Annotated in this window: 21 protein-coding genes; 8 read left to right on the plus strand and 13 right to left on the minus strand. The window is 62.5% G+C overall.

The features are described 5' to 3' along the window. Window positions 1–6: 6 nt before the first annotated feature. A complete protein-coding gene (locus ACFT1A_RS16020) occupies window positions 7–378 on the plus strand; it encodes a plastocyanin/azurin family copper-binding protein (protein WP_378447803.1) in 372 nt (123 codons plus the stop codon). A 53-nt stretch (window positions 379–431) separates the two neighbouring features. On the opposite strand, the gene glmS is transcribed toward ACFT1A_RS16020, so the two are convergent. Then, window positions 432–2,294, minus strand: a complete 1,863-nt coding sequence (gene glmS, locus ACFT1A_RS16025; protein WP_378447804.1) for a glutamine--fructose-6-phosphate transaminase (isomerizing) — start codon at window positions 2,292–2,294, stop codon at window positions 432–434. 122 nt (window positions 2,295–2,416) lie between these two features. Between glmS and ACFT1A_RS16030 the strand changes: the two genes are divergently transcribed. Both ACFT1A_RS16030 and ACFT1A_RS16035 read left to right on the plus strand, forming a co-directional pair. Continuing rightward, window positions 2,417–3,256, plus strand: coding sequence for a dienelactone hydrolase family protein (locus tag ACFT1A_RS16030; protein WP_283303192.1), 840 nt, complete (start codon window positions 2,417–2,419; stop codon window positions 3,254–3,256). Window positions 3,257–3,262: 6 nt separating this feature from the next. Continuing rightward, window positions 3,263–3,454: a hypothetical protein gene (locus ACFT1A_RS16035; protein WP_378447805.1), complete on the plus strand. Its 192-nt coding sequence runs from the start codon at window positions 3,263–3,265 to the stop codon at window positions 3,452–3,454. Between the two features lie 46 nt (window positions 3,455–3,500). On the opposite strand, the gene ACFT1A_RS16040 is transcribed toward ACFT1A_RS16035, so the two are convergent. The 9 genes from ACFT1A_RS16040 to eccCa form a co-directional block, all read right to left on the minus strand. Continuing rightward, window positions 3,501–4,565, minus strand: coding sequence for a hypothetical protein (locus ACFT1A_RS16040; RefSeq protein ID WP_378447806.1), 1,065 nt, complete (start codon window positions 4,563–4,565; stop codon window positions 3,501–3,503). 80 nt (window positions 4,566–4,645) lie between these two features. Further along, the gene (locus ACFT1A_RS16045; RefSeq protein WP_378447807.1) at window positions 4,646–4,951 is read right to left on the minus strand and encodes a hypothetical protein; all 306 of its coding nucleotides are present in this window, start codon (window positions 4,949–4,951) and stop codon (window positions 4,646–4,648) included. A 139-nt stretch (window positions 4,952–5,090) separates the two neighbouring features. Beyond that, complete coding sequence (gene glmM / locus ACFT1A_RS16050) at window positions 5,091–6,428, minus strand: phosphoglucosamine mutase (RefSeq protein WP_378447808.1); 1,338 nt, start codon at window positions 6,426–6,428, stop codon at window positions 5,091–5,093. 155 nt (window positions 6,429–6,583) lie between these two features. Continuing rightward, a complete protein-coding gene (gene rpsI / locus ACFT1A_RS16055; RefSeq protein ID WP_230812265.1) occupies window positions 6,584–7,096 on the minus strand; it encodes a 30S ribosomal protein S9 in 513 nt (170 codons plus the stop codon). Further along, window positions 7,093–7,536 carry a 50S ribosomal protein L13 gene (rplM, locus tag ACFT1A_RS16060; RefSeq protein ID WP_019747566.1) on the minus strand — a complete coding sequence of 148 codons (444 nt, stop codon included), beginning with the start codon at window positions 7,534–7,536 and terminating at the stop codon, window positions 7,093–7,095. The genes rpsI and rplM overlap by 4 nt, the downstream gene beginning before the upstream one ends. Before the next feature lie 280 nt (window positions 7,537–7,816). Next, on the minus strand, window positions 7,817–8,110 hold the full coding sequence (locus ACFT1A_RS16065; RefSeq protein ID WP_003940975.1) for a WXG100 family type VII secretion target: 294 nt from the start codon (window positions 8,108–8,110) through the stop codon (window positions 7,817–7,819). Between the two features lie 86 nt (window positions 8,111–8,196). Further along, window positions 8,197–8,502, minus strand: a complete 306-nt coding sequence (locus tag ACFT1A_RS16070; protein WP_003940986.1) for a WXG100 family type VII secretion target — start codon at window positions 8,500–8,502, stop codon at window positions 8,197–8,199. Window positions 8,503–8,686: 184 nt separating this feature from the next. Beyond that, on the minus strand, window positions 8,687–10,189 hold the full coding sequence (locus tag ACFT1A_RS16075) for a type VII secretion-associated protein (RefSeq protein WP_378447809.1): 1,503 nt from the start codon (window positions 10,187–10,189) through the stop codon (window positions 8,687–8,689). Continuing rightward, the gene (gene eccCa, locus ACFT1A_RS16080) at window positions 10,186–14,190 is read right to left on the minus strand and encodes a type VII secretion protein EccCa (protein WP_378447810.1); all 4,005 of its coding nucleotides are present in this window, start codon (window positions 14,188–14,190) and stop codon (window positions 10,186–10,188) included. The genes ACFT1A_RS16075 and eccCa overlap by 4 nt, the downstream gene beginning before the upstream one ends. Window positions 14,191–14,427: 237 nt before the next feature. Between eccCa and ACFT1A_RS16085 the strand changes: the two genes are divergently transcribed. Genes ACFT1A_RS16085 through mycP form a run of 3 tightly spaced genes read left to right on the plus strand, consistent with a single transcriptional unit; the run spans window position 14,428 to window position 17,321 of the window. Next, entirely contained in the window at window positions 14,428–14,706 is a 279-nt protein-coding gene (locus ACFT1A_RS16085) for an EsaB/YukD family protein (RefSeq protein WP_378447811.1), read from the plus strand. Next, entirely contained in the window at window positions 14,707–15,894 is a 1,188-nt protein-coding gene (eccD, locus tag ACFT1A_RS16090; protein ID WP_378447812.1) for a type VII secretion integral membrane protein EccD, read from the plus strand. 14 nt (window positions 15,895–15,908) lie between these two features. Beyond that, a complete protein-coding gene (mycP, locus tag ACFT1A_RS16095) occupies window positions 15,909–17,321 on the plus strand; it encodes a type VII secretion-associated serine protease mycosin (RefSeq protein ID WP_378447813.1) in 1,413 nt (470 codons plus the stop codon). Window positions 17,322–17,335: 14 nt separating this feature from the next. On the opposite strand, the gene eccB is transcribed toward mycP, so the two are convergent. After that, window positions 17,336–18,802: a type VII secretion protein EccB gene (gene eccB / locus ACFT1A_RS16100; RefSeq protein ID WP_378447814.1), complete on the minus strand. Its 1,467-nt coding sequence runs from the start codon at window positions 18,800–18,802 to the stop codon at window positions 17,336–17,338. A gap of 96 nt (window positions 18,803–18,898) precedes the next feature. On the opposite strand from eccB, the gene eccE reads away from it, so the two are divergent. Continuing rightward, window positions 18,899–20,539, plus strand: coding sequence for a type VII secretion protein EccE (eccE, locus tag ACFT1A_RS16105; RefSeq protein WP_378447815.1), 1,641 nt, complete (start codon window positions 18,899–18,901; stop codon window positions 20,537–20,539). 16 nt (window positions 20,540–20,555) lie between these two features. Here eccE and ACFT1A_RS16110 read toward each other — a convergent pair whose 3' ends face one another. Together ACFT1A_RS16110 and ACFT1A_RS16115 are read right to left on the minus strand one after the other, a co-directional pair. Then, a complete protein-coding gene (locus tag ACFT1A_RS16110) occupies window positions 20,556–21,113 on the minus strand; it encodes an NADPH-dependent FMN reductase (protein WP_378447816.1) in 558 nt (185 codons plus the stop codon). Between the two features lie 22 nt (window positions 21,114–21,135). Continuing rightward, window positions 21,136–21,714: a TetR/AcrR family transcriptional regulator gene (locus tag ACFT1A_RS16115; RefSeq protein ID WP_378447817.1), complete on the minus strand. Its 579-nt coding sequence runs from the start codon at window positions 21,712–21,714 to the stop codon at window positions 21,136–21,138. Between the two features lie 58 nt (window positions 21,715–21,772). Between ACFT1A_RS16115 and ACFT1A_RS16120 the strand changes: the two genes are divergently transcribed. After that, window positions 21,773–22,915 (plus strand): acyl-CoA dehydrogenase family protein, encoded by a 1,143-nt coding sequence (locus ACFT1A_RS16120; protein WP_378447818.1) that lies wholly within the window; start codon window positions 21,773–21,775, stop codon window positions 22,913–22,915. The last annotated feature ends 37 nt before the right edge of the window (window positions 22,916–22,952 follow it).

The following is a 22,952-nucleotide window of genomic DNA, read 5'->3' on the forward strand; positions in this document are numbered from 1 at the left end:
GGAACCATGAAATCACGTCTTCGCCCGGCAATCGCGGGACTCGTGCTCGCTCTCGGCTTGGTCGGGTGCAGTTCCACCACCGACTCCACACCACCGGCTCCGGAAACGACGGCCAGCGGACCTGTGGTCACAATCTCCGGGATGGCGTACTCCCCCGCTTCCATCACCGTGAACGTCGGCGAGACGGTCACGTGGGTGTTCGACGACAACGGAATGGCTCACGACGTCAGCGGTCTCGGTGACGCCAAGGGCAAACTCCGCAGCCCACTCAAGAAGTCGGGAACCTACACCTACACGTTCACCGAACCCGGAACCTTCGACTACACCTGCACACCTCATCCCGAGATGCGCGGAACCGTCGTCGTTGAGGCGCAGTAACGCACTCGGGCCCCACAGTCTTTCGACTGCGGGGCCCGGGTTTTGGGCGAAAGCTATTCGACCGTAACCGATTTCGCCAGGTTACGCGGCTTGTCGACGTCGTATCCGCGCGCCGCGGCAACCTCGGCCGCAAAGATCTGCAACGGAACCGTGGACAGCAACGGCTGCAGCAGAGTCGGTGACGCCGGAATCTCGATCAGGTGATCCGCATGCGCCGCAGCGACGGTGTCGCCTTCCTCCGCGATGACGATCGTCGTCGCACCGCGTGCCTTGATCTCCTGGATGTTCGACACCAACTTCGAGTGAAGCACAGCGCGCCCCTGCGGCGACGGCATGACGATGATGACCGGCAGGCCCTCCTCGATCAGCGCGATCGGGCCGTGCTTGAGCTCACCGGCGGCAAAGCCCTCGGCGTGCATGTAGGCAAGCTCTTTGAGCTTGAGTGCACCCTCGAGCGCCACCGGGTAGCCGACGTGGCGACCGAGGAACAGCACGGTCGACGCGTGCGCGAACTGGCGTGCCAACGCGCGCACCGGTTCTGCCGTCTCGAGTACCTTGCTGACCAATGCGGGCATCGCTTCGAGGTCGGCGTACTCGCGGGCGACCTCGTCCGGGTACTTGGTGCCGCGCGCCTGGGCCAATGCCAATCCGACGAGGTAATTCGCGGTCACCTGCGCAAGGAACGCCTTGGTGGACGCGACCGCGATTTCCGGTCCTGCCCGGGTGTAGAGGACGGCGTCGGCCTCACGCGGGATCTGCGCACCGTTGGTGTTGCAGATCGCGAGAACCCGCGCCTTCTGATCCTTGGCATGCTTGACAGCTTCGAGCGTGTCGGCCGTCTCGCCGGACTGCGAGATCGCGACAACAAGCGTCGAACGATCGAGAACCGGGTCGCGGTAACGGAATTCGCTGGCGAGTTCGACCTCGACAGGTAGACGCGTCCAATGCTCGATCGCGTATTTCGCCAACAGACCGGAGTGGTAGGCACTACCGCAGGCGACGACAAACACCTTGTCGACATCACGCAGTTCCTGGTCCGACAACCGCTGCTCGTCGAGAACGATCTTCCCGTTTTCGAAGTGGCCGAGGAGCGTGTCTGCGACAGCGGTCGGCTGCTCTTCGATCTCCTTGAGCATGAAGTAATCGTGACCACCCTTTTCGGCGGCCGCGAGATCCCAGTCGATGCGGAACGGGCGTCCCTCTGCCTCGTTACCCGCGAAGTCGGAGATCCGGTAGCTGTCGGCAGTGATCACCACTGCCTGATCCTGTCCGAGTTCAACCGCATCGCGTGTGTGCTCGATGAATGCCGCGACGTCGGAGCCGAGGAACATCTCGCCCTCACCGACACCGACGACGAGCGGCGTGGAGCGGCGCGCGGCAACGATCGTGTCCGCGTGATCGGCGTGCGTGAAGACGAGTGTGAACGCACCTTCCAACCGACGAACCACCGACAGCGCACTCTCGATGAAATCGCCTGCCGTCTGCCCCTGCGCGTACGCCCGGGCTACGAGGTGGACTGCGACCTCGGAATCCGTGTCGCTCTGCAGTTCGACGCCTGCAGCCTCGAGCTCCGCACGCAGCGGAGCGAAATTCTCGATGATTCCGTTGTGAACGACAGCCAGCTTGCCCGAGGCATCACGATGCGGGTGCGCATTGCGGTCCGTCGGACGCCCATGCGTCGCCCAACGGGTATGGCCCATACCGGACGTACCGACAAAGTGATCCGCACCGTACTCGCCGAGCTCCGCCTCGAGGTTGGCCAACTTGCCGGCCTTACGCTCGATCTCGACCCCACCGGTTCCGTCGAGAATCGCGATTCCCGACGAGTCGTACCCGCGATACTCCATTCGTCGCAAAGCCTCCACCACAACGCCCAGAGCTGGGCGGTGGCCGACGTATCCCACGATTCCGCACATGGTGACTCAGGGTACTTGGACATCAGTGGTGGGCGCATTTTGCGGTTCCGAAGACATCCCCCACCTGGTTGCGGTGTCCGCTCCGCATACACGAGGCGGCTCATCGGATAACGTCTTCACCCGTGGCACCGAAACTGAAGACACTGACCCGTGAGCTGTCCAAGCGCGGCCCGCACCGAGTTCTCCGCGGCAACCTCGCCCTGGCCGGACAGCCGGGCGTCGTGTACACGCCCGAAACCGGTTTCAATCTCCCCGCCGTTGCCTTCGCGCACGGGTGGATGGTCGGATCACACAAGTACGAGCAAACACTCCAGCACCTCGCTTCCTGGGGAATTGTCGCAGCGGCGCCCGACAGCGAACGCGGTCCGGTCCCGTCACATCTCGGATTGGCTGCAGATCTTCGGGCGACGCTCGACATCTGCGTCGGCGTCCGACTCGGCCCCGGCCAGATCAGCGTCCAACCCGATCGGGTCGCCTTTGCCGGTCACGGCATGGGCGCGGGTGCGGCGGTACTGGCCGCAGCGCAGCGCGGGGATGTCGGTGCGGTAGCCGCACTGTTCCCGGCCCCGACAGCACCCAAGGCAGAGAACTACGCGTCGAAGATCACAGCGCCCGGATTGATCCTCGCCGGCGAAGACGACGTCGATTCCTTGACCAGCAATGCCCGCCCGCTGAGCGTGGAGTGGGGCGGTCCCGTCGTCGCACGCACCGTGAACGACGGCCAAGACGCCGGACTGATCGAAGGCCGACGACTCCTCGGTGCCCTGGGACTCGGTGGATCCGAGCGCAAGACACAGTCCGCCACACGGTGCCTGCTCACGGGCTTCCTGTTGTTCCATCTGACCGGTGACAAGAAGTACAAGGACTTCGCTGATCCCGACGTCGAGATTCCGCACACGGCGCCGTTGCTCCCGGTCGACCCTCACTCCGACGCGCGGGCCAGCCAACTGTTGCGTAAGTAGGGGTCCGTGCTCGCCACCGGCGGCGGGCTCGGCTTCGTCGGCGTCGGCTCGGAGGCGGATCGCAGATACGGGCCGGCTCTCACTGTCCCATCCGTGCCGTTCTCGGCAGATGTCGTTTCATACCGCGGCGACGGCGGCTCCTGGCGCGATTCCTCGCTCGCCGCGGCCGCTCTGCGCTCACGGAAGTCGTCGAGTTGAGAATCGAGGGTTCGACGGATCACTTCGAACGGCGCGTGCACGGACCTCACAGCGGACCAGCTCCGGCCAACTCCGCACCCGACTCACCGTCGGGGACCGCGATCGACTCGTCAGGGACTGTGACAAGCGGCTCCGGGTCCGGCGCTGGCGAGGCTTCGGCGGTGGTTTCAACCGGCACCTCGGGCTGGGGAATATCGGGCTGGGAAATTTCAGGCTGGTGTGTCGCGGGCTGGGCCGCTTCTTGCGGGCGTGTCTCCTGCATGACCGCCTCCTGACCGGCATCGAAAACTATTCTCGGCCAACCATTTTCGTCCAACTCCACGGTGACCGACACAGAGTTCCCGGCGGCGCCGGCGACATCGAGACTCACCCCACGACCGTCGGGCGCAATCGAGAAGCCCCACGTGTTGCCGCCGATCGCGAAAGAGATCGGCGCAGCCGCGGTGACGGATTCGTTCGTCTCGGAGACCGGCAAGGTCGACGGGAACGCGTCTGTCACCCACGCAGTCGCGGCATCAAAAGCATCGCCTACCGCGCTCGCGCACTGCGCACACGCCCTGTCGAATTCGTCGCGAGCCTCCAGGTACGCCGAGCGAAAAACTGTGTCCAGCCAGGGCGTCGAGCCTCGACCGCTGGAAGCGACGCGGGCCAACTGGTCGATCTCCCCCGCACCCAGACCGCCGATGGTCGCCCGGTCCAGACTGGCCACCTTGAATGCCTTGTCTGCCAGAGCCCTTCGAACAGTCTGTGCGAGCCCATCGGCCAGCACAATCAACAATGGCGCCGAATCCGCATCGGACCGAGCTTCTTGCCGCGCCGCGAAGGCCTGATCTACGACCGCGTCGACGTCGGAAACATTCCACACCGCAGGAAGATTCTCCGCCAGGACCGTCAGCATCGCGATCTCCGCGACCGAACCATCCACCGCTCCAGCCATGTCCGACACGTCTCGCGCCAGGGGCTCGAAATCGATGCCGGCCTCTGCGCGATACGAATCCTCGTAAGACGTGAGAACCCGTTCTTCGAACCCCAACCGAGTGGCCAGGTCGTGAAATCGGTCGAAAAACTGCAGCCCTCGAGCGCCGGCGTCCAGAATTTCGTCGGGACGCACGAGTGAATCACGCAGTCCAAGAATATCTTCGAAAGAGTAGTAGCCGTTCGGTACTGCCTTGGCTGTATGGCTGTTCGGTATCACGAGGCCGACCCGCCGGAATCCCTCAACCGCTGCGCACCCTCACGGTCGACCTCGGCGATCACCTGAGCCGAGGAGGAAAGCCGGCGCCCCAGCGTATCGAGAAGATCGGCACGCCCAGTCAGACGAGAATTCAGGACCGCCAATGCCGACGCCAAAGCGGCTCCGTGCTCGACGTAGTCACGGCCCGAAACGGCACCGCCCCATCGCAAACGCCGGAGCGGTTCCGCAGAATCGCGCAGACCCTGAGCCACAGACACCGCGTGGCGTGCCAATTCGTCTGTTCCAGCACGGTCGACGTCCACGAGCGCCCCCAAGTGTCACCGGAACCACTCGCACGTCGAGCGGCCTTTGACTCCTTGGACGCAGCCGGGCGCAATTACGTTCCCTCAAATACGCGAACGTGTAGAGGCTTTCTCAGAAAAGCGAACGCGTCACGAAGAACTACACCGAACCGACGATCTCAGCCAACTCGTCGGCCAACTTCTGCGCGAGCGGAAGTTCGGTGGCCTCGACCATGACGCGGACCAGTTGCTCTGTCCCGGACGGGCGCAGGAGCACTCGACCACCGTCACCGAGAACGCGCTCGGCGTCCGCGACAGCTGCGAGTACCGACGGCGATGCTGCCACCGTCGCCTTGTCCCCGACCTTTACGTTGATCAGTACCTGCGGGAGGGTGGTCATCGTTGCGGCCAGTGCGGATGCCGACTTACGCGTACGAGCCATGCGTCCGAGCAGCCGGAGACCGGTGAGAATCCCATCGCCGGTGGTGCCGAACGCCGGCAACACAACATGGCCTGACTGTTCGCCGCCGAGGCTGTAGCCACCCGCGCGCAGCTCTTCCAAGACGTAGCGGTCACCTACGGCAGCCGTCACGATGTTGATACCGGCCTCGCGCATCGCAATGTGCAAACCGAGATTGCTCATGACGGTCGCGACGAGAGTGTTCTCGACCAACTCTCCGGCCTCGTTCATCGCGATCGCCAGAACTGCCATGATCGCGTCACCGTCGACCACCGCGCCGGTCTCGTCGACGGCCAGGCAGCGGTCGGCATCGCCGTCGTGCGCGAGCCCTAAGTCAGCCCCGTGATCGACCACGGCTTTCTGAAGATTCTCCAGGTGTGTCGATCCGCAACCGTCGTTGATGTTGAGGCCGTCGGGATCGGCGCTGATCGCGATGACGCGAGCACCCGCTGCGGCGTAGGCAACCGGTGCGAGCGCGGAAGCAGCGCCGTTGGCGCAGTCGACGACAACGGTGAGTCCGGCGAGTGGCTCGCTCGCCGCGCTCGCCAGATGCGCCAGGTACAACTGAGCTGCGTCGTCGACCGTACGGACTCGGCCGATCCCGGCACCTGTCGGAAGGACGGGTGGCGCGGTGCCGTCGAGTGCATCCTCGATCGCTACCTCGACCGAGTCGTCCAGCTTGTGTCCACCGGCTGCAAAGATCTTGATTCCGTTGTCCGGCATGGGATTATGCGATGCCGAAATCATGACACCGAGACTGGCGTCGAGCTTTGCCGTCAAGTATGCGACTGCGGGAGTGGGAAGAATACCCACGTCGAGCACGTCGACGCCTGCCGAACTCAACCCGGCCGTCACTGCGGCTTGAAGCATCTCGCCGCTGGCGCGGGGGTCGCGACCGACCACGGCGGTCGGACGTGCATCCGAGGTGTCGGCTGTCAGTACGCTCGCTGCGGCAACTGCCAATCTCAATGCAAGATCTGCAGTCAGATCCGAATTGGCAAGTCCACGAACACCATCAGTACCGAACAACCGACCCATAGAACGACTCCTGAATCCTGAGAACCTCGAAAGTGGAACTTCGAGCATGGAATTTCTTCGAGAAACACAAGAGCGGGCGTCCGGTAACGATGGACGCCCGCTCTTGTGGTGAACAGGTGCCGAAGCAGACCCGTTGGGTCAACCTCGGCAAAGCATCAGCGCTTGGAGTACTGCGATGCCTTACGGGCCTTCTTCAGGCCGTACTTCTTACGCTCGACAGCGCGGGCGTCACGCGTCAGGAAGCCTGCACGCTTGAGGGCCGGACGATCATCAGGGGTTACCTCGATGAGTGCGCGCGCGATAGCCAGACGCAGAGCGCCTGCCTGACCGGACGGGCCGCCACCGTGCAGCAGTGCAATGATGTCGAAAGACTCGGGACGCTCGACGAGCACCAGCGGAGCCTTGATCAGCTGCTGGTGAACCTTGTTGGGGAAGTAATCCTCCAACGTACGGCCGTTGAGCTTGAACTGACCGGTGCCGGGAGCCATCCGGACGCGAACGACAGCCTCCTTGCGGCGACCGACGGTCTGGACCGGGCGATCGAGGACGATCGGTGCGAGCGTAGCTGCAGCAACCTCTTCGACGACCTCGACTGCGTCAGCGGAAACAAGCTCTTCCACTGCTTCGATGTTCTCTTCGGACACGTTCTGCTCTTCCGGCGATGTCACTGTGCGACCTGCTTGATCTCGAACGGCACCGGCTGCTGCGCGGTGTGGGGGTGATTCGGGCCCGCGTAGACCTTGAGCTTGCTGCTCATTGCGCGGCCGAGCTTCGTCTTGGGGAGCATGCCGACAATGGCCTTCTCGACGAGACGATCGGGAGTCCTGTCGAGGACCTCACCGACAGTGCGGGACTTCAGGCCACCCGGGAATCCGGAGTGGTGGTAAACGTTCTTGCCCTGGAGCTTGTTGCCGCTGATGGCAACCTTCTCAGCGTTGATGATGACAACGAAGTCACCACCGTCGATGTGCGGCGCGTAGGTGGGCTTGTGCTTGCCACGCAGCAAGTTCGCTGCCTGAACGGCAAGACGGCCGAGCACCACGTCAGTGGCGTCGATGACGTGCCACGAGTGGGTCACATCTCCGGCCTTCGGGGTGTACGTAGACACAGATCTTCCTCGTCTTAATTCATTCCACTGCTGACCATGTGCGTATCGCGTAAACGATCCTCGGCGGCCAGTTGAGACCCGAGAACCGCCGGTCTCCACGCATTTCTGCCGGAGCCCTACGGCACGCCACCGATAGACGATACCGGTCTACCCACCGCCAGGTCAAAGCGCGGCCAGGTCAAAGCGCGGCCCTCCCTGCCAACAGCATCTTCGTCCAGCACGACTGCCCCGGCACCTGTCGGCACCGGGGCAGTCGGGTGTCATCGCGACATGATTGCTGTCAGCGACCGAACCCGTTTGCGGCGATCCGATCAGCTTCCTGCATCTTCTCGGAACCGCTTGCCGTCGCTCCGGCGATCTGCGCGAGAACCATGTTCAGTTCTTCGGAGGCCTGGGCCCAGCGGCGCTGTGCGTCGTTCCACGCTTCGGAACCTGCGCCTTCCCAGCCTGCTTGCAGCTTGTCCACGACAACTTTGATGTCGCCCTGCTTGTCGTTGATCGCTTTGGCCTGCTGTTTCATCTGATCGGACAGCATTGCGAGGCCGCCGAAGTCGTACTTGATCCTGTCGGACATAACTGCTCCCGGTTCGGTGTGACTGAAGAGATCTTGTGAGAACTACTGGCTGAGAACTGCTTGATCGAACTGTGAAGAGCTGACGGTCAGGACATGTTCACCGTCGCGCCGCGAAGCGAGCTGACGTTGTCGTCTTCGGTCGAGTCGAAGGTTCCCGCAGCCTGCTTGATCTGCTCGCAGATGTCGGTCAGAGCAGTGTCCAACTTCAGGGCCGCGCTGTTGTATCGCTCCATGATCCCTGCATATTCGACCTGCGCCGCGCCGTTCCACGAATTGTGCGAAGCGTCGGCCTCCGACCGAACAGCGTTGACCAGTCCCCTGATGTCACCGAGATGTCCGTCGATGGTCCCCGCCGAATCGATCAATTCAGCGGTAGTTGCGGTAAAGCCCATGTCGTCCCCCTGGATTCGGTGAGTACCGTTCGGTATCGGCGATCACACACGACGGCTTGTCCGTCGGACGTGCACCGGGGTCGAGCGGAACTCCCTGATGTGCGCTACACATACTTTGACGCGACCTCAGTGCCAACGGTTCCGGCCCGACCGAAGAATATTTTCAGAACCAACCGATCCGAGGTCACGGCGTGAATTCGAGTGACTGCCACGTCCGCAGGCAGTCCGCTTCGAGACTGTCCCACTCGCCGAGAAGATACTGGCAGCCGATACTCACTTGCCATCCGTTGTCGACGTACACGTGCCAACGCACCTCGGAGAAATCGTCCGGAAACTCGACGTACACCACTGCCTGTTTTCCTGCACCATCGTCGAGCACGGAAAACTCTCCGAACCGCAAAGGGTCCTCGAACGTCGAAAACTGCTGACGCAAAGCAGCTTCGACGGAATCGAATCCCGCACCTTCGGCCAGGCGTTTCTCGACGACCACGATCTTGCGATCCGCGCCGGAGCCGGGCAACAAATCGGTACGCCCGCTCGAGGCCCCTCGCGGCACAAGTTTCCAATCGGAAGGCAGTTCTGCTGCAACGCTTCCCAGGTCCACACGCACGAGTTCCGGCGTGGCACCGGCTTCGATCGACGGCAGCGAATTCTTCGGGACAGGCTTTCCCTGCTCTTTCGACGCTTGTACGTTCTCAACATTGTCTTCCGCCGTAGCTGCGACCGACTCCGCCGACGGAGAATCGCCTCGATCGCGAGTGGACACCACGATCGTTGCCGCGACCGCAGCGGCGACGGCGCCCACTACAAGCGCCACAGCGAACCGTCGACGGCCTCCGAAGTGCCCATCGACACGACGCGGCAGCGGGGCATTCGAGTCCGCGCGAGGAACCGGCATCGCAATGTCCGGAGCGCCTACCCACCCGGCACCAAAAGCCGAATTGTCGACGATTCGGCCGGAACTGTCCCGCACGGTTGTCTGGCGAACGAGCGCTCGAGGATCCACCAGAGACGAAGCCACGCGGCTCTCGTCCAGAATTCGGATGCTCGCGTGACCGTGAACATTCGTCGACCCACGTTCGAGCGAAGCCGCAACCGCATGGGAGCGCGGCCCGACCAACACCACAGCGTCCCGAACCGACAAGTCACCGATCGCGGAAAACAACCCCGCAAGGTCTGCGATCTCCGAACTTTGTGCCCCGTCGATTCGTAGTTCACCGTCAACCTCACCGACTACGGAAGCGACCACCATTCCGGCGCGCAGTTCGAGGACGACACACCGCGATCGCCAGGCCGTATGCGCCGACCTCGCCGCCGCGATCGCGGTCGGCACGAGGACGACGTCGTGCGCCACTCGCCGTGCGGCATCCAGCAATCGGCGCCTGCGCGGGACGCCCCAATCCGAGGGATGACTGAGATAAAGAATGTCTGCGTCGACGATTCCGCACCCGTCCATCGCGCTGGAGATCAGCCTGGCGAACTCCAATACGGTCGGGACAATCCGACCGTCCACGTCGACATAATCGTCGTCGACAAAATCGATTGCATTGACAACGGTCGTACCAGGCCCCGACGCCGGTTCGCGTCTGAGGTCTGCACTGCAACAGAATTCGCGTTGACCCGATACGACCCAGATGTTGGATGCACCCCAATGTACCGAGACCGACACCGCGGACGGAACGGTCACAGCGGTGGCATCCACGGAATTTGGACAAGTTGGGTTTGCGAGCGAGAAACGTAAACCCCACGACCTTCCGGCATTGCCGACGCGCGGACAGTGCCGACGAGATTTCCCTCGTCACGACTTCCGCTCATGATCAATCCAGCCGGTGCCATGTCGCGAATTCTCGCAATCACCGGTTCGTACAGAGCTCTGGCTGCGCCACCGGAACGGCGGGCGATCACCAGATGCAAACCGATGTCCTTGGAATGTGGGATGTATTCGAGCAACGGCGCCACCGGGTTACCACTCGATGTGGCCACAAGGTCGTAGTCGTCGATCAGTACGTAAATCTCCGGCCCACTCCACCACGACCGTTCCCGTAATTGCTGCTGTGTCGTCTCCGCATTCGGCATTCTGGCGGCCACGATCCGAGCCAGGTCGACCATCAACTCACCGAATGTCGTCGACGACGCCGAGTACCCGCCGAGGTGATTCCCTTCGACCACCCCTAGCAGGGAATGCCGATAGTCACCGATGATCAGCTTGGCCTGAGCCGGCGTATTCGACGCGATGATCCCTTCGGCTATTCCGCGCAAGAGAGATGTCTTCCCACACGCGGTGTCGCCGAATATCAAGAAGTGCGGGTGTTCCCGGAAGTCCATGTACACCGGGGCGAGGTCGGACTCACCGAGCCCGATCGGTACGGTGAGGCACCGACCGTCGGCCGCACTCGGTGAGGGCCACCGAGTCCCGACAGTTTCGAGAAGTTCCGCCCGCGAGTACGAATCCGGAAGCATCCGCACGGTCGGTGCCGGACGCGAATTCGACATGGCTGCAATACGTTCGACGGTCGCCGCCACAGCCGCACTAGAGTTCTCACTACCTGGCGTACCGTCGATTCGAGGTAGTCCGGTGAGAAGGTGAAGTCCGTCGCGAGTGATGCCACGACCCGGTCGACGTTCCGGCACCAAGCTCGCTTTCTGGCGACCCGCATCCGAATCGCCCGGATCACCCAATCGAAGTTCGATACGTGTACCCAGTTGGTCCTTGAGCGCCGGCCGAATCTCGGCCCACCTCGACGTCGTGACGATCACGTGCACACCGAAGGACAAACCTTGACCGGCGAGCATGTTTATCTGAGGCTCGAGTGATTCGAAATCCGAACGCACGCTGGGCCAACCGTCGACGACGAGGAAGACGTCACCGTACGGGTCCTCTCGGAGTCCCGCAGCCGCTCCTTCTCCGGTGGGATCAGCTCTTCGCAATCTACGGAAATCGGCCATTGATTCGATGCCGAGGTCACGAAACAGTCGCTCGCGTTTGGCGACCACACCGAGTACCTCGGCAACTGTGCGCCGGACGCGGTCGGAATCCAAGCGGTTTGCCACCGATCCGACGTGCGGCAGATCTTTCAATCCGAGGAGCGTTCCACCACCGAAGTCGAGACAGTAGAACTGAATCTGCTCCGGCGTGTGCGTCATGCTCAGAGACAAGATCAACGTGCGCAACGCCGTCGACTTTCCCGACTGCGGGCCACCGACGATCGCGAGGTTGCCAGTCGATCCGTTGAGATCGGCGACGAGTAGATCGCGGCGCTGATCGAATGGCCTGTCGACTATGCCGAAGGGTGCGCTCAGATTTCCGCGAGGTTGATCACCGGCCGCCCACCGCGGCAACAACTGGTCGAGCGTCGGGGATGACTCGAGCGGTGGGAGCCACACCTCATGCGCACGTGGACCGTGACCGCGCATGCGGTCGACGAGGACTCCCATGAGAGTACGTGCATCGTCACCGATTTCACCCATGTCGATGACGTCGGGCTCGACGGGAACGACAACGGCCTCCGGGCCGACCACCGGCGTCGCGGTAAAGGGCAGCGACGCAAGTTCGACGGGAGAATCGACCGAGAATCGAGTGGGCACTATCCGCTCGCCCTCGTACGGGCCTGACACGTAGGCACCTTGGAAGCGAACGATCTCCGCCGCATCGGACTTCAGGTATCCCGCACCGGGTGTGCCCGGCAGGTGATAAGCATCGGGAACGCCGAGGACGGAACGAGACTCGTTCGCCGAGAACGTTTTCAAACCGATCCGATATGAAAGATGGCTGTCGAGACCGCGTAGCTTTCCTTCGTCGAGTCGCTGACTGGCCAACAGCAGGTGAATGTGAAGTGACCTACCCAATCGCCCTATCGCCACGAACAATTCGGCAAATTCCGGCTGTTGACTGAGCAGTTCGGAAAACTCGTCGACAACCACGAAGAGTGCAGGCAACGGATCGAGTGCAGCGCCCGCCAGCCTCGCCTTCTCGTAGTCGGAGACGTTTGCGAAGTTTCCGGCCGCACGCAGCAATTCTTGTCGACGGTTCATTTCGCCGGCGAGGGCGTCCTTCATACGATCGACCATCGCCAATTCCTCGGCGAGGTTGGTGATGATCGCAGCAACGTGCGGCGCCTCTTCGAGGCCGAGAAAGGTTGCACCACCTTTGAAGTCGATCAGGACGAGGTTCAGTGCGTTGGGTGAGTGCGTCGCGATCAGGCCGAGCACCAATGTTCGCAGGAACTCCGACTTACCGGAACCGGTGGCTCCGATACACAGCCCGTGCGGGCCCATGCCGTTCTCGGCCGACTCCTTCAGATCCAGTTCGACGGGGTTTCCGTCTTGTCCGACTCCGATCGGCACGCGGAGTCGATCGCGCCCCTGACGTGGCAGCCAGCCATGCTCAGGATTGAACCTCGCAACGTTTCCGATCCCCAACATCTGACTCCAGGTCCGAACGGACCGGTCGTCGTCAGCTGCGTCGACGGCGTTCTGTGATGCCGCACGGAACGGTGCAATGCGACGTCCGAACGACTGCGCCAGGCTGGTCGACGCCGCGTCGGGCGTCGCAAAGTTCTCGACTCCTGCGCTGCTCACCGCGCCGATCTGATCGCTACCGACGACCAGTCGCAAACCGCGCGCCGCCGCCAGTCTCGGGCAGAACCCGCACAGGTCGAGGACGGTCACCGAGTCGAGCCCGGATTCGGACAACAGGCCGGTGTCACCTTCGAGCAACCCACCGTCGACGACCAACACGAGATGCGGAACACCCGCACTCGCCGGAGTGTTGCGAGCGAATCGAGCCCGCATCGAAAGCGGTTCCCCGAGAGAACTTTCGAACTCGAGATACGAACCGAACACCATGCGTGAAGCGCCCGCGCCGTCCTGAGACTCCGGGTGTTGCACGTGTGGGAGCCACTTGACCCACTCCCACTCGGATTCGGTATCGGGTCCGCACACCACCGCAACTTGGACCGTGTCCGGACCGTGGAAAGTGCACAGCTGCATCAACATCGAGCGGACAAGCGCACGAGCTGAATCTCGCTGCCCCTCGATGGACATCGCAGCAAATCCGCGAAGTGAGACGGCGGTCGGCAGGTCCTGTACAACCGAATGCGCACGGACGAAACGCCGAAGGGAGACAGCAGCGACGGGTTCGAGATCCTCGACCGGACCGGTCTCCGGAGATACGAGTCTGGTGGCCAATCGCTGTGTACCCAGACCGACACGAACGTGACAGTAGTCCGAGTCGGTGATCTGACGCTCCCACATCCGCACAGTTCCGGCGAGTGTCCAGAGCAGCGACGGCTCGGGATTGCTCCATTGAAGCGCAGCACGCTGGGCACCGGACGTCGCAGCGACGTCACTGCGCATCTGATCCAGGTACCGCAGGTAGTCCTTGCGGTCCTCGTTCGCTTCGGAAGCTCTTGCTCCACCGCTACGACCGCCCCCGGCAAGCATCCCGAGCATCGACACCATCATCATGACCGGAAACAGCAGGGACATCGGATTGCGCGCCATGCCGGAAGAAAACATCAGCGCCACCATGCCGATCATGGCAACCACCATGATCACCGGAAGCAGTTTGGTCAGTAGGTTTCCCGGCGTGACACGAGGAATCTCCGGTGGGGCCTGCAGCGTCACCTCGCCGCCCGGTGTGCGCGGCGATTCGCGGCGCGCTCGACGCGCAAATCTGACAGTACTCAATTCACCCACCCCATCGGTGCTGCGGCTGATGCCGCCATGCGCCTCGTCCGACTACCACCGGCCCGCCCCCCAAGGCGTGATCGCGCAATTGCAAAAGAGTAGATCACAACACCGACACTCGGGTCGGTACCACCTGTTGTCGGAGCTCTCCTGACACGGGCGCGCACTTCATGTCGTATTGTTCGGGTGAACTGGGGTGACGCGAAGGGGGAATCGCGTCATAGGAGGGGATAGATCTTGACCAGCACCACTACAACCAGCGCTGCGAACACCGGAAACGGACGACGCGCGAATCATTCTGCCGAGCTGTGCAGGTTGACGGTACTTTCAGCGCATTCGCAGGTGGATCTTGCGGTGCCGCTTCGTGTTCCACTCGCGGTGGTCATTCCGGGCATTGTGGACACAATTGTCAATCACAGCAATTTCAACGAGTTCGACCACAGCACCGAGCAATTCGAGCCCGTCGACTGGACTCTGTCCAAAGTCGGCAGGGCACCGCTGTCACCGACGCTGTAGTTGCACGAGCACGGAATCCGCGATGGGGAATTGCTCGTACTCGATGCTGCGGACACGGCTGCCCCACCCCCACTCTTCGACGACATCATGTACACCGTCGCAGCCACGGACGCTGACATCTACCGACGCTGGACTCCGATCACCGCGCGCATTGTCGGCTCGACCGCCGCCCTCGTCGCTGCGCTCATCGCGGCCCTCACCCTGGTCCTCGGCGATACGGGACTGATCGGCGCCGTCTGCGGCGGAGTCACGTCCTTGGTGTTCACCGTCGCCGCGGTCGTGACAGCGCGCGTGTATGGAGACACGGCCAGTTCCGTCACGCTCGGATGCGCGTCGGTGCCGCTGGCGTTCGTCTCCGGCGCACTCTGCGTACCCGGCACTGTTCTTTCGGCTCACCTGCTTCTCGGTTCTGCATTTGCAGCCGCGGTAACTCTGATCTGCCTCCGTCTGTGCGGTGCCGGATTAGCTGTTTTCACCGCACTTCTCGTCGTCCTTCTCGCGGCGGTGGGCACCTTTGCCGTCACGACGACGCTTCCCGAGGCGCGCACCGCGACCGTCAGCGGCGCGGTGATTGCCATCGCATTGATCGTTCTGACGTTCACCGCTCGACTGTCGATGTTGTTCGCGCGACTACCGCTCCCCGCGGTTCCGACACCGAGTAATCCCCTCGACGACGACCGTGACGGACTGCCCGAGCCCGAACTACCCGGGCTGACCGAGTTGGCCGAAAGGGCAGGGCGGGCCCGTAGCTATCTGACCGGGCTGATCGTGGCCACGTCAGCGGTCGCGCTCACCGCTGCCGTCGCACTCGCGTGGTCCTGGCCTGGTCAGGGGATCGTCTGGCCGAACCTTGCTCTCGCTTTCGCGACTTCCGTCGTGTTGATGTTTCGTGGGCGCACCTACGCGGGCGCGCAGCAGGCGATCCCACTCATCACGGCCGGGATCTCGGTGATTCTCGTTCTCCTGGGCGACATGGCATGGGCGCATCGCGACTATGCCGTGGTCATCTTCGCCATCACGATGATCGTTCTCCTCCTGGCACTGATTCTGGGAATCCTCGCCCCCCAGAACACATTCAGCCCCGTGATGCGACGAGCAGCAGAACTGTTGGACCTCGCTGCGATTGCAGCAATCGTTCCGTTGATCTGCTGGGTCAGCGGACTCTTCGCGCTCATGCGTGGCCTCTGAGCGATCGGTGATCGATGGTGATTCGACGTGCAACAAACATCTGCGCCAGTCTCGTGATCGTTGCCTTCAGCGTTCTCGCCGGGGCGGGTGGCGCATCGAGCGCGGTTCCTTCCCCCGTCGATCCTGCAATGCTGCCGGAGGACGGTCCGCCTGCACCTCCACAACCCACCGAACAACGAACCCTGTGCGTGCCAGCCGTGGCAGGTGGTGACGGTGCGGACATTCCACGTTCTCAACAAGATCTGGGATTCGATTCGGTGTGGCCGATCACCCGAGGGACAGGACAGCGAATTGCTGTCATCGACACCGGCGTCAGCAGGCATCCTCGGCTACCGTCGCTCGAAGGCGGCGGTGACTACGTCGGGACCTCCGACGGCACCGACGATTGTGACTCCCACGGAACAGTCGTGGCCGGTCTCATTGCCGCCGAGCAGGTCGAGGGTTCCGGATTCTCCGGAGCTGCGCCGGACGCACAAATCATCTCGATCAGGCAGTCCAGTGCAGCCTTCTCAGTGGCCGGCCAACGCGAAGACCCGGCCGTAGCCGAGAACTCATCCGGGTACGGAAACGTCGACACCATGGCATCGGCCGTCCGTCACGCTGCGGACATGGGTGCAAGCGTCATCAACATCTCCGAAGTCGCCTGTAAGCCTGCCGGGGACGGGATCAACGACCAACGACTCGGCGCTGCAATCGAATACGCCACGATCGCGAAGAATGTCGTAGTCGTCGCTGCTGCAGGTAACGTCGGATCCGGAGGTTGCAAGAACCAGAATCCACCACCGGATCCCCTCAATCCCCTAGCCGATCCATGGAACTCGGTTGTGACGATTGCCAGTCCGGCTTGGTACGACGACTATGTCCTCACGGTGGGGTCGGTTGACCCCAATGGCGCCGCCAGCTCCTTCAGCCTCGGCGGTCCGTGGGTCGATGTGGCGGCGCCCGGCACCGGAATCACCTCACTTCACCCGACGTCGCCGGGTCTGACCAACGGAGTCTACGGTTCCGACGGCGCCGTACAGTCGTTCAACGGGACCAGTTTCGCTGCGCCCTATGTCGCGGCAACCGCTGCATTGGTCAGGTCGGTTCACCCGGAACTGACTGCACTTCAGGTCATGCAACGTATCGAAGCCACCGCCCACGCTCCGGCGCAGGGCTGGAACCCCTACATCGGTCACGGCGTCATCGATCCGCTCGCCGCGGTCACGGGCGAATTGGTCCCAGGAGAACGCGTCAGGGTCAACCATCAGTCGGTACCGATCGATCCCCTACCCACGCCACCGGCCCCCGACAACCGATCTCGCGACGCGGCACTCGTCGGAGCCGGAACCGTCGGCACTCTCGCCTTACTGGCACTGTTGGCGTCGATGCCCATACGTCGAGTAATTCGTCGGCGACTTCCCGAACGACGGGACGTCGATCTCTGAACTGTCGGACGCGATCAGTTCACCGGAGCGGCCGGCGCTGAATCGGGGGCGACTCCGTCGTGGGCTATCAGTGCATTACTCTTCTCGAGCGCAGGACCTGATGCGAGTAGATCGAGCATCTGCCAAGGCGCGCGATCAGGCGTTCGCGTCAATCCGAGGGCACGAGCGGAAGTTTCGTCCGGTACCCCGTATTTCACACCGGTATCGGCTACGTAGAATACTCCGTCGTGCCTGGTGCTGTTCGTCTCGATTCCGGTCGCTTGAACAAACCCGCCGAAGCCCTGTTCGACATGGACGCTGTCTAGATTGTCACCCGATCCGTCCGCCTGCGCCAAGGACACCAACTTGCCACCCTCCGGGATCGGAACCTGCAATCCAGCGATGAATTTCAGAGTTGCAGAACTACTTTCGCTGCCCTCGACGGCAGGTGAGGGAGCCCATTCCAGACAGCCGACAGGTGCGTCGTGATCGTCGACGATCGCTGGAGCCACCAGCGGCAACGAGTCGACGGCCAGCTCACTCACCGAGGGGATACGACTGATGGCATCTGGGGTGACGCTGGTGATCCCGGTAGCGCCCTGCGAATCCGAGAAGTAGATCAGTTGGGCAACTGCCGCGCCGACCTTCTGGATACCGTTCTCGAGTACCACGTAGTACTGCGGGTCCGCACCCACCGAAACCTGGACGACGGAGCCGACAGTCTTGTTCTGCAGAGGAAACCGGGGCGCTGATCCCAGTTCGGGAATTCGCGGGGCCTCGACGCGCGGGACTTCGGGAATCGAATTGAGGAATCCGGTACTGATCGGACGCGCCTGTGCCCCTTCCAGTCCCAAAGCCCGCATGATCGCCGGATTATCCACATCGATTGCCGCTCGCTTCCCGTCGTACACGAGAAAGTGATCGGAACCCGACTTCACCAGAAATCCACTGTCATTCGTCAGATATGTCGTGTTATCACCGACATTGGACGAGCCGACCAGGACCGAAGTCGTCAACGATCTTCTCCCGTCGGATCCGACGGAATCGCATACTGTCCACAAGGCGTTGGTCGGGTCGGCCGATTCCGGCAGCGCGGACGGTGCGCCGGGAATGCCGACGAGCGCACCCCGGGGTTTCGCCTCGACCTCGGATGCCTTGACCATTGCCGGTTTTCCTGGCGAACCCAGAATCAGTCGAGCGGAGGCCAAGTTCAGCACAGGACGAAAAGTACCCTCCATGGCGACGAACATTGCGCCCGATTCTTTTGCGACCACAATGTCGGCATCACCGATCTTGTCCTGTGGCCGAAAGAGGGCGAGTACTGCGCATCCCGCCAATCCCAGTGCGGCGAGGACTATTCCGACGGTGAAGGCGCGCGACTGAGATCGCATCGGATCATGAAGCATCCGTACGTCTCGTCTTACCAGCGCATGTTCCATCCGCCTGACCAAGAAACGGTATCCGTTGACCTGCCAGCGCGTGGTAGGTGTTGCAGCCATCATTCCCCCCGTGCCTTACATCCCCTTGCGAAGACACAGTACAGTTTCGCTGGGGCGGAAATTTCGGGTAGTAGGCAGGTCAGGTATCGGGGAGGAACCGTGGACCGATCGCGGTTGAAGCATTGGCCGTCGTCGCACAGGATTTCGGCGCGCGAATTCGTGTCGGCACAGATTCTCGGAATCGGTGCGGGCGGAATCGCGATGGTCAGTGGGCTGGATTGGCTCTGGGCGCTGGCAATTGGTTGCGTGGTTGCCGGATCAATGCTGCTCCATGTGGGCGGTTGGTCGGTAATGTCCTGGATTGCCAGGTACTTTCGCTACCTTCACCACAAGAACGTGGACGGCGGAACGATCGTCAGTTTTCACACCCCCTCCGAGCAGGCGATCGGGCTGCGAGTGGACGGATCTTCACTCGTCGCTGTCGTCGAGATCGCTCCACCGCGCGACTACCTGACCAGGATCGGGCGTCATTCGTTCGACGCGTCCCACCTTCTGCCCACGGCTGCGCTCGTGGATTGTCTTCATCAGCACGACATCTCGCTCACCGGCATCGACATTGTCAGTCACGGATATCGCGCCGCATCCGGAACCCCGGCCACCGAAGTCTACGAACGACTCATCGGACCGCTACCAGCCACCGCCACCAGAAGTGTGTGGCTTGCACTACGTTTCGACGCTCTCGAGGGTTCTGCAGCAGTCGAGCGCCGCGGCGGGGGCGAACAGGGCGCGGGCCGCGCGATCGCTGTTGCCGCCAATCGTGTCATCCGGGTTCTCGATACAGCGGGATGCAAGGCGCGGATCCTGACTGCACCGGAAATTGCCTCGTCCACTGCCCAGGTGACAAGAGGAGTGGACAGCGACGAGGTCACCGAAACGTGGCGAAGTACCCCGTTGCCCGGCGTGTCCAACGTGGGATACGGGATTGAACCCCGCTTCATCACCACCTCGACCCTGACTCGAATATGGGCAGTGGCAACGGTCGGGACATCCGTGACAATTCGGTTGCGCCCCAACGGCGAACGCGGAGAGGCAAAGGTCAGCGCGACATGCCGTTTCACCACGCGCAATCCACCTGAGAACGCACCGTTGCCCGGTTTGCTCTCGTTACGGGGGCGCCAACGCGACGGACTGTTGACCAACCTGCCGACCGCACTGACGGCGCTGGACCCGATCACGCCGCACATCCGCATGGACGCGGACACACTCGACTCACTCGCTCTTCCTCTTGCCGGGTGCGGCCAGCTCATCGGCTCCGACCGAAACGGGAACGGTGTCACAGCAAGAATTTCGGGGCCCGGCGTCAACACAGTCTTTGTCGCCGGCGAACTCTATCTAGCTCAGCAATTGATCTTCAGAGCCATCGCGACCGGCGCACGAGTACTCATCCACACCGATCGACCGGAAGCCTGGACCGCGCTCACCGACTCCATGGCAGTGCCCGACCGACTCCGCGTGTCCGGTCAGGGCGGTGGGCCTGAAGGCGCCTTCAACACTGTCGTGTTCGACGGAGTCGAGGGGCTGCCTCCGCGTGCCGGCGTGACCGCGATCTACGTGTACGGACATCCGCGCCAATGGCCTCGGATCGACCCTGAAATTTCGATAGTCCAGCCATTCGCACTCGGCGACAAGATCACGGTCGAAACCGGCCGCACTCGCGTCGAACTGACCCTGGTGACCATTGCTTCCGAGACCTCGTTCATCGGTCGTCCACGAGCCGGCGACGCTCACCAGATGGCGTGATCGCGTAGGTTCTCGATCAGCCGGGGTATGGGTCACTCGCACGCTGCGTACGCAATCCGCTCCCCCACCAATGCAATTCACGAATCATCTTCTCGGTCGCATCGATCGCAATCGGATCGATGCCGTACGGCTCGTGTCCGAATTGCTTACGAACCCGGTGAATGGTCACGCTTTGACGCACCGAGACCATGTGCAACTCCGCCACCACTTGCCTCAGCTGTTCGACGGCCCGAACACCACCTGAAATCCCGCCGTAGGACACGAAGCCGATCGGCTTGGCCCGCCACTCGTGCTTCACGGAATCGAATGCGGTCTTGAGGGCAGCCGGATATCCGTGGTTGTATTCGGAGGTCACGGCAACAACAGCGTCGGCGCGCCCGATTCGCTTGCGGAAAACTTCCGTGGCAGGTGAATCCGAGAAATCCTGGGGCAACGACAGCTCTCTGAGGTCGATCACCGACACCTTCCACGACGGGTTCGTGGTTGCGCGCTCGACAAACCAATCCGCCACTGCTCGTCCTATTCGCCCTTCGCGGACCGAACCTACGATGACTTCGACGTTCAAGGGTGCCATGAACATCGATGCTAGCGACCTCTCACGCAGTGATCCCGTCCGTGATGAGTGCGGCCAATTCCCGATACGCGCTGGCATCGTCCAATCCCGTTGCCCGATAGACCGCGCGTTGCTGGATCCGAACCATCGTCGCCGCGGCCGCATCGGCAACAAATGACGCGTGTACCTGCCGGAATGCGCCCGAACCCACCCCCTCCACGATCAGTGCTCGCACGCGATCCGCGGCGATCGAGGTGTTCTTCTCGTAAACCTGGCTCGCCGACGCCGATTCAGACAGGTCTTCCATGAATTGACGGGACGCCGGGGACAATTGATCACCGACTGCTTCGAGATAGACCGCCACTCGACGAGTGGGCGTCGCCTCTGCAGCGACGGCACTCTCCACCGCATCGGTCGCCGCACGGAAGAAGTGAACCGTCACCGCCCGCACGAGGTCCTCCTTGCCGGCCGCCACGGTGTACAACGTGCTCTTGGAGCAGTGCAGACGAGCTGCGATCTCGTCGAGCGTGAGGTGGGCGAAACCCTCGCTCAGGAACAGCTCGACCAATTGATCGAACAGTTCCGCCCTGCGCGCAGTCGTCTTGCGAACCAGCCTTGCCATACGCAAGACAGTACTGCAGTATCGTTCTCAGTACTACTACCTAGCTAGGAGCCGACCCGTGCCCGTCGAACGCCTGATGCCCAGCCAAGAAGCTCGCGATCTCATCGAACTGACGCGTGATGTCGCGGACAAGGTACTCGCGCCCAAGGTCAACGAATACGAGAAGGCCGAGAAGTATCCCGACGGGGTGTTCCCTGCACTCGGACAAGCAGGCCTACTGAGCCTTCCGTATCCCGAGGAGTTCGGTGGCGGCGATCAGCCGTACGAGGTGTACCTCCAAGTCCTCGAAGAGATCGCCTCTCGCTGGGCCGCGGTCGCGGTGGCGGTAAGCGTGCACAGCCTGTCATGCTTCCCGCTGTTCACCTTCGGCACCGACGAACAGAAGAACCGTTGGCTTCCGGACATGCTGGGTGGCAACACCATCGGCGCATACAGCCTCTCCGAAGCGCAGGCCGGATCCGACGCCGCCGCGTTGTCGTGCAAGGCGACGCCCACCGAAGGCGGTTACCGCGTCAACGGCTCGAAAGCCTGGATCACCAACGGCGGCAAGGCGGACTTCTACAACCTCTTCGCCCGCACCAGCGACGACGGCTCACGCGGGGTCTCCTGCCTCCTGGTGGACAAGGACACCGAGGGCCTCAGCTTCGGTAAACCAGAAGAGAAGATGGGGCTACGCGCGGTCCCCACTGCCTCCGCGAACTACGACCACGCCTTCATTCCTGACGAGCGATTGATCGGTCAGCGCGGACAGGGGCTCCCGATCGCCTTCAGCGCGCTCGACTCCGGTCGACTCGGAATCGCTGCTGTTGCCGTCGGAATCGCCCAGGGCGCGCTCGACGACGCGGTCGCCTACGCGAAGGAGCGCAAGGCATTCGGCAAACGGATCATCGATCACCAGGGACTCGGATTCGTGCTCGCCGATATGGCTGCCGCAGTTGACTCCGCTCGTGCCACCTACCTCGATGCTGCCCGCCGCCGCGACGCCGGAGTGCCGTATTCGCGCAATGCCAGCGTCGCAAAGCTTGTTGCCACCGACGCGGCAATGAAGGTCACCACCGACGCCGTTCAGGTATTCGGTGGGTACGGATACACCCAGGACTTCCCCGTCGAGCGCTACATGCGCGAGGCCAAGATCACGCAGATCTTCGAGGGCACCAACCAGATTCAGCGACTGGTCATCGCTCGCCAACTGGCGGGATAGCCGCCCGATACGAATGCCCTCCCACACCAGAGTGGGA

The sequence above is a fragment of the Rhodococcus sp. NPDC057135 genome (assembly GCF_042670865.1).
GTDB lineage: Bacteria > Actinomycetota > Actinomycetes > Mycobacteriales > Mycobacteriaceae > Rhodococcus_F.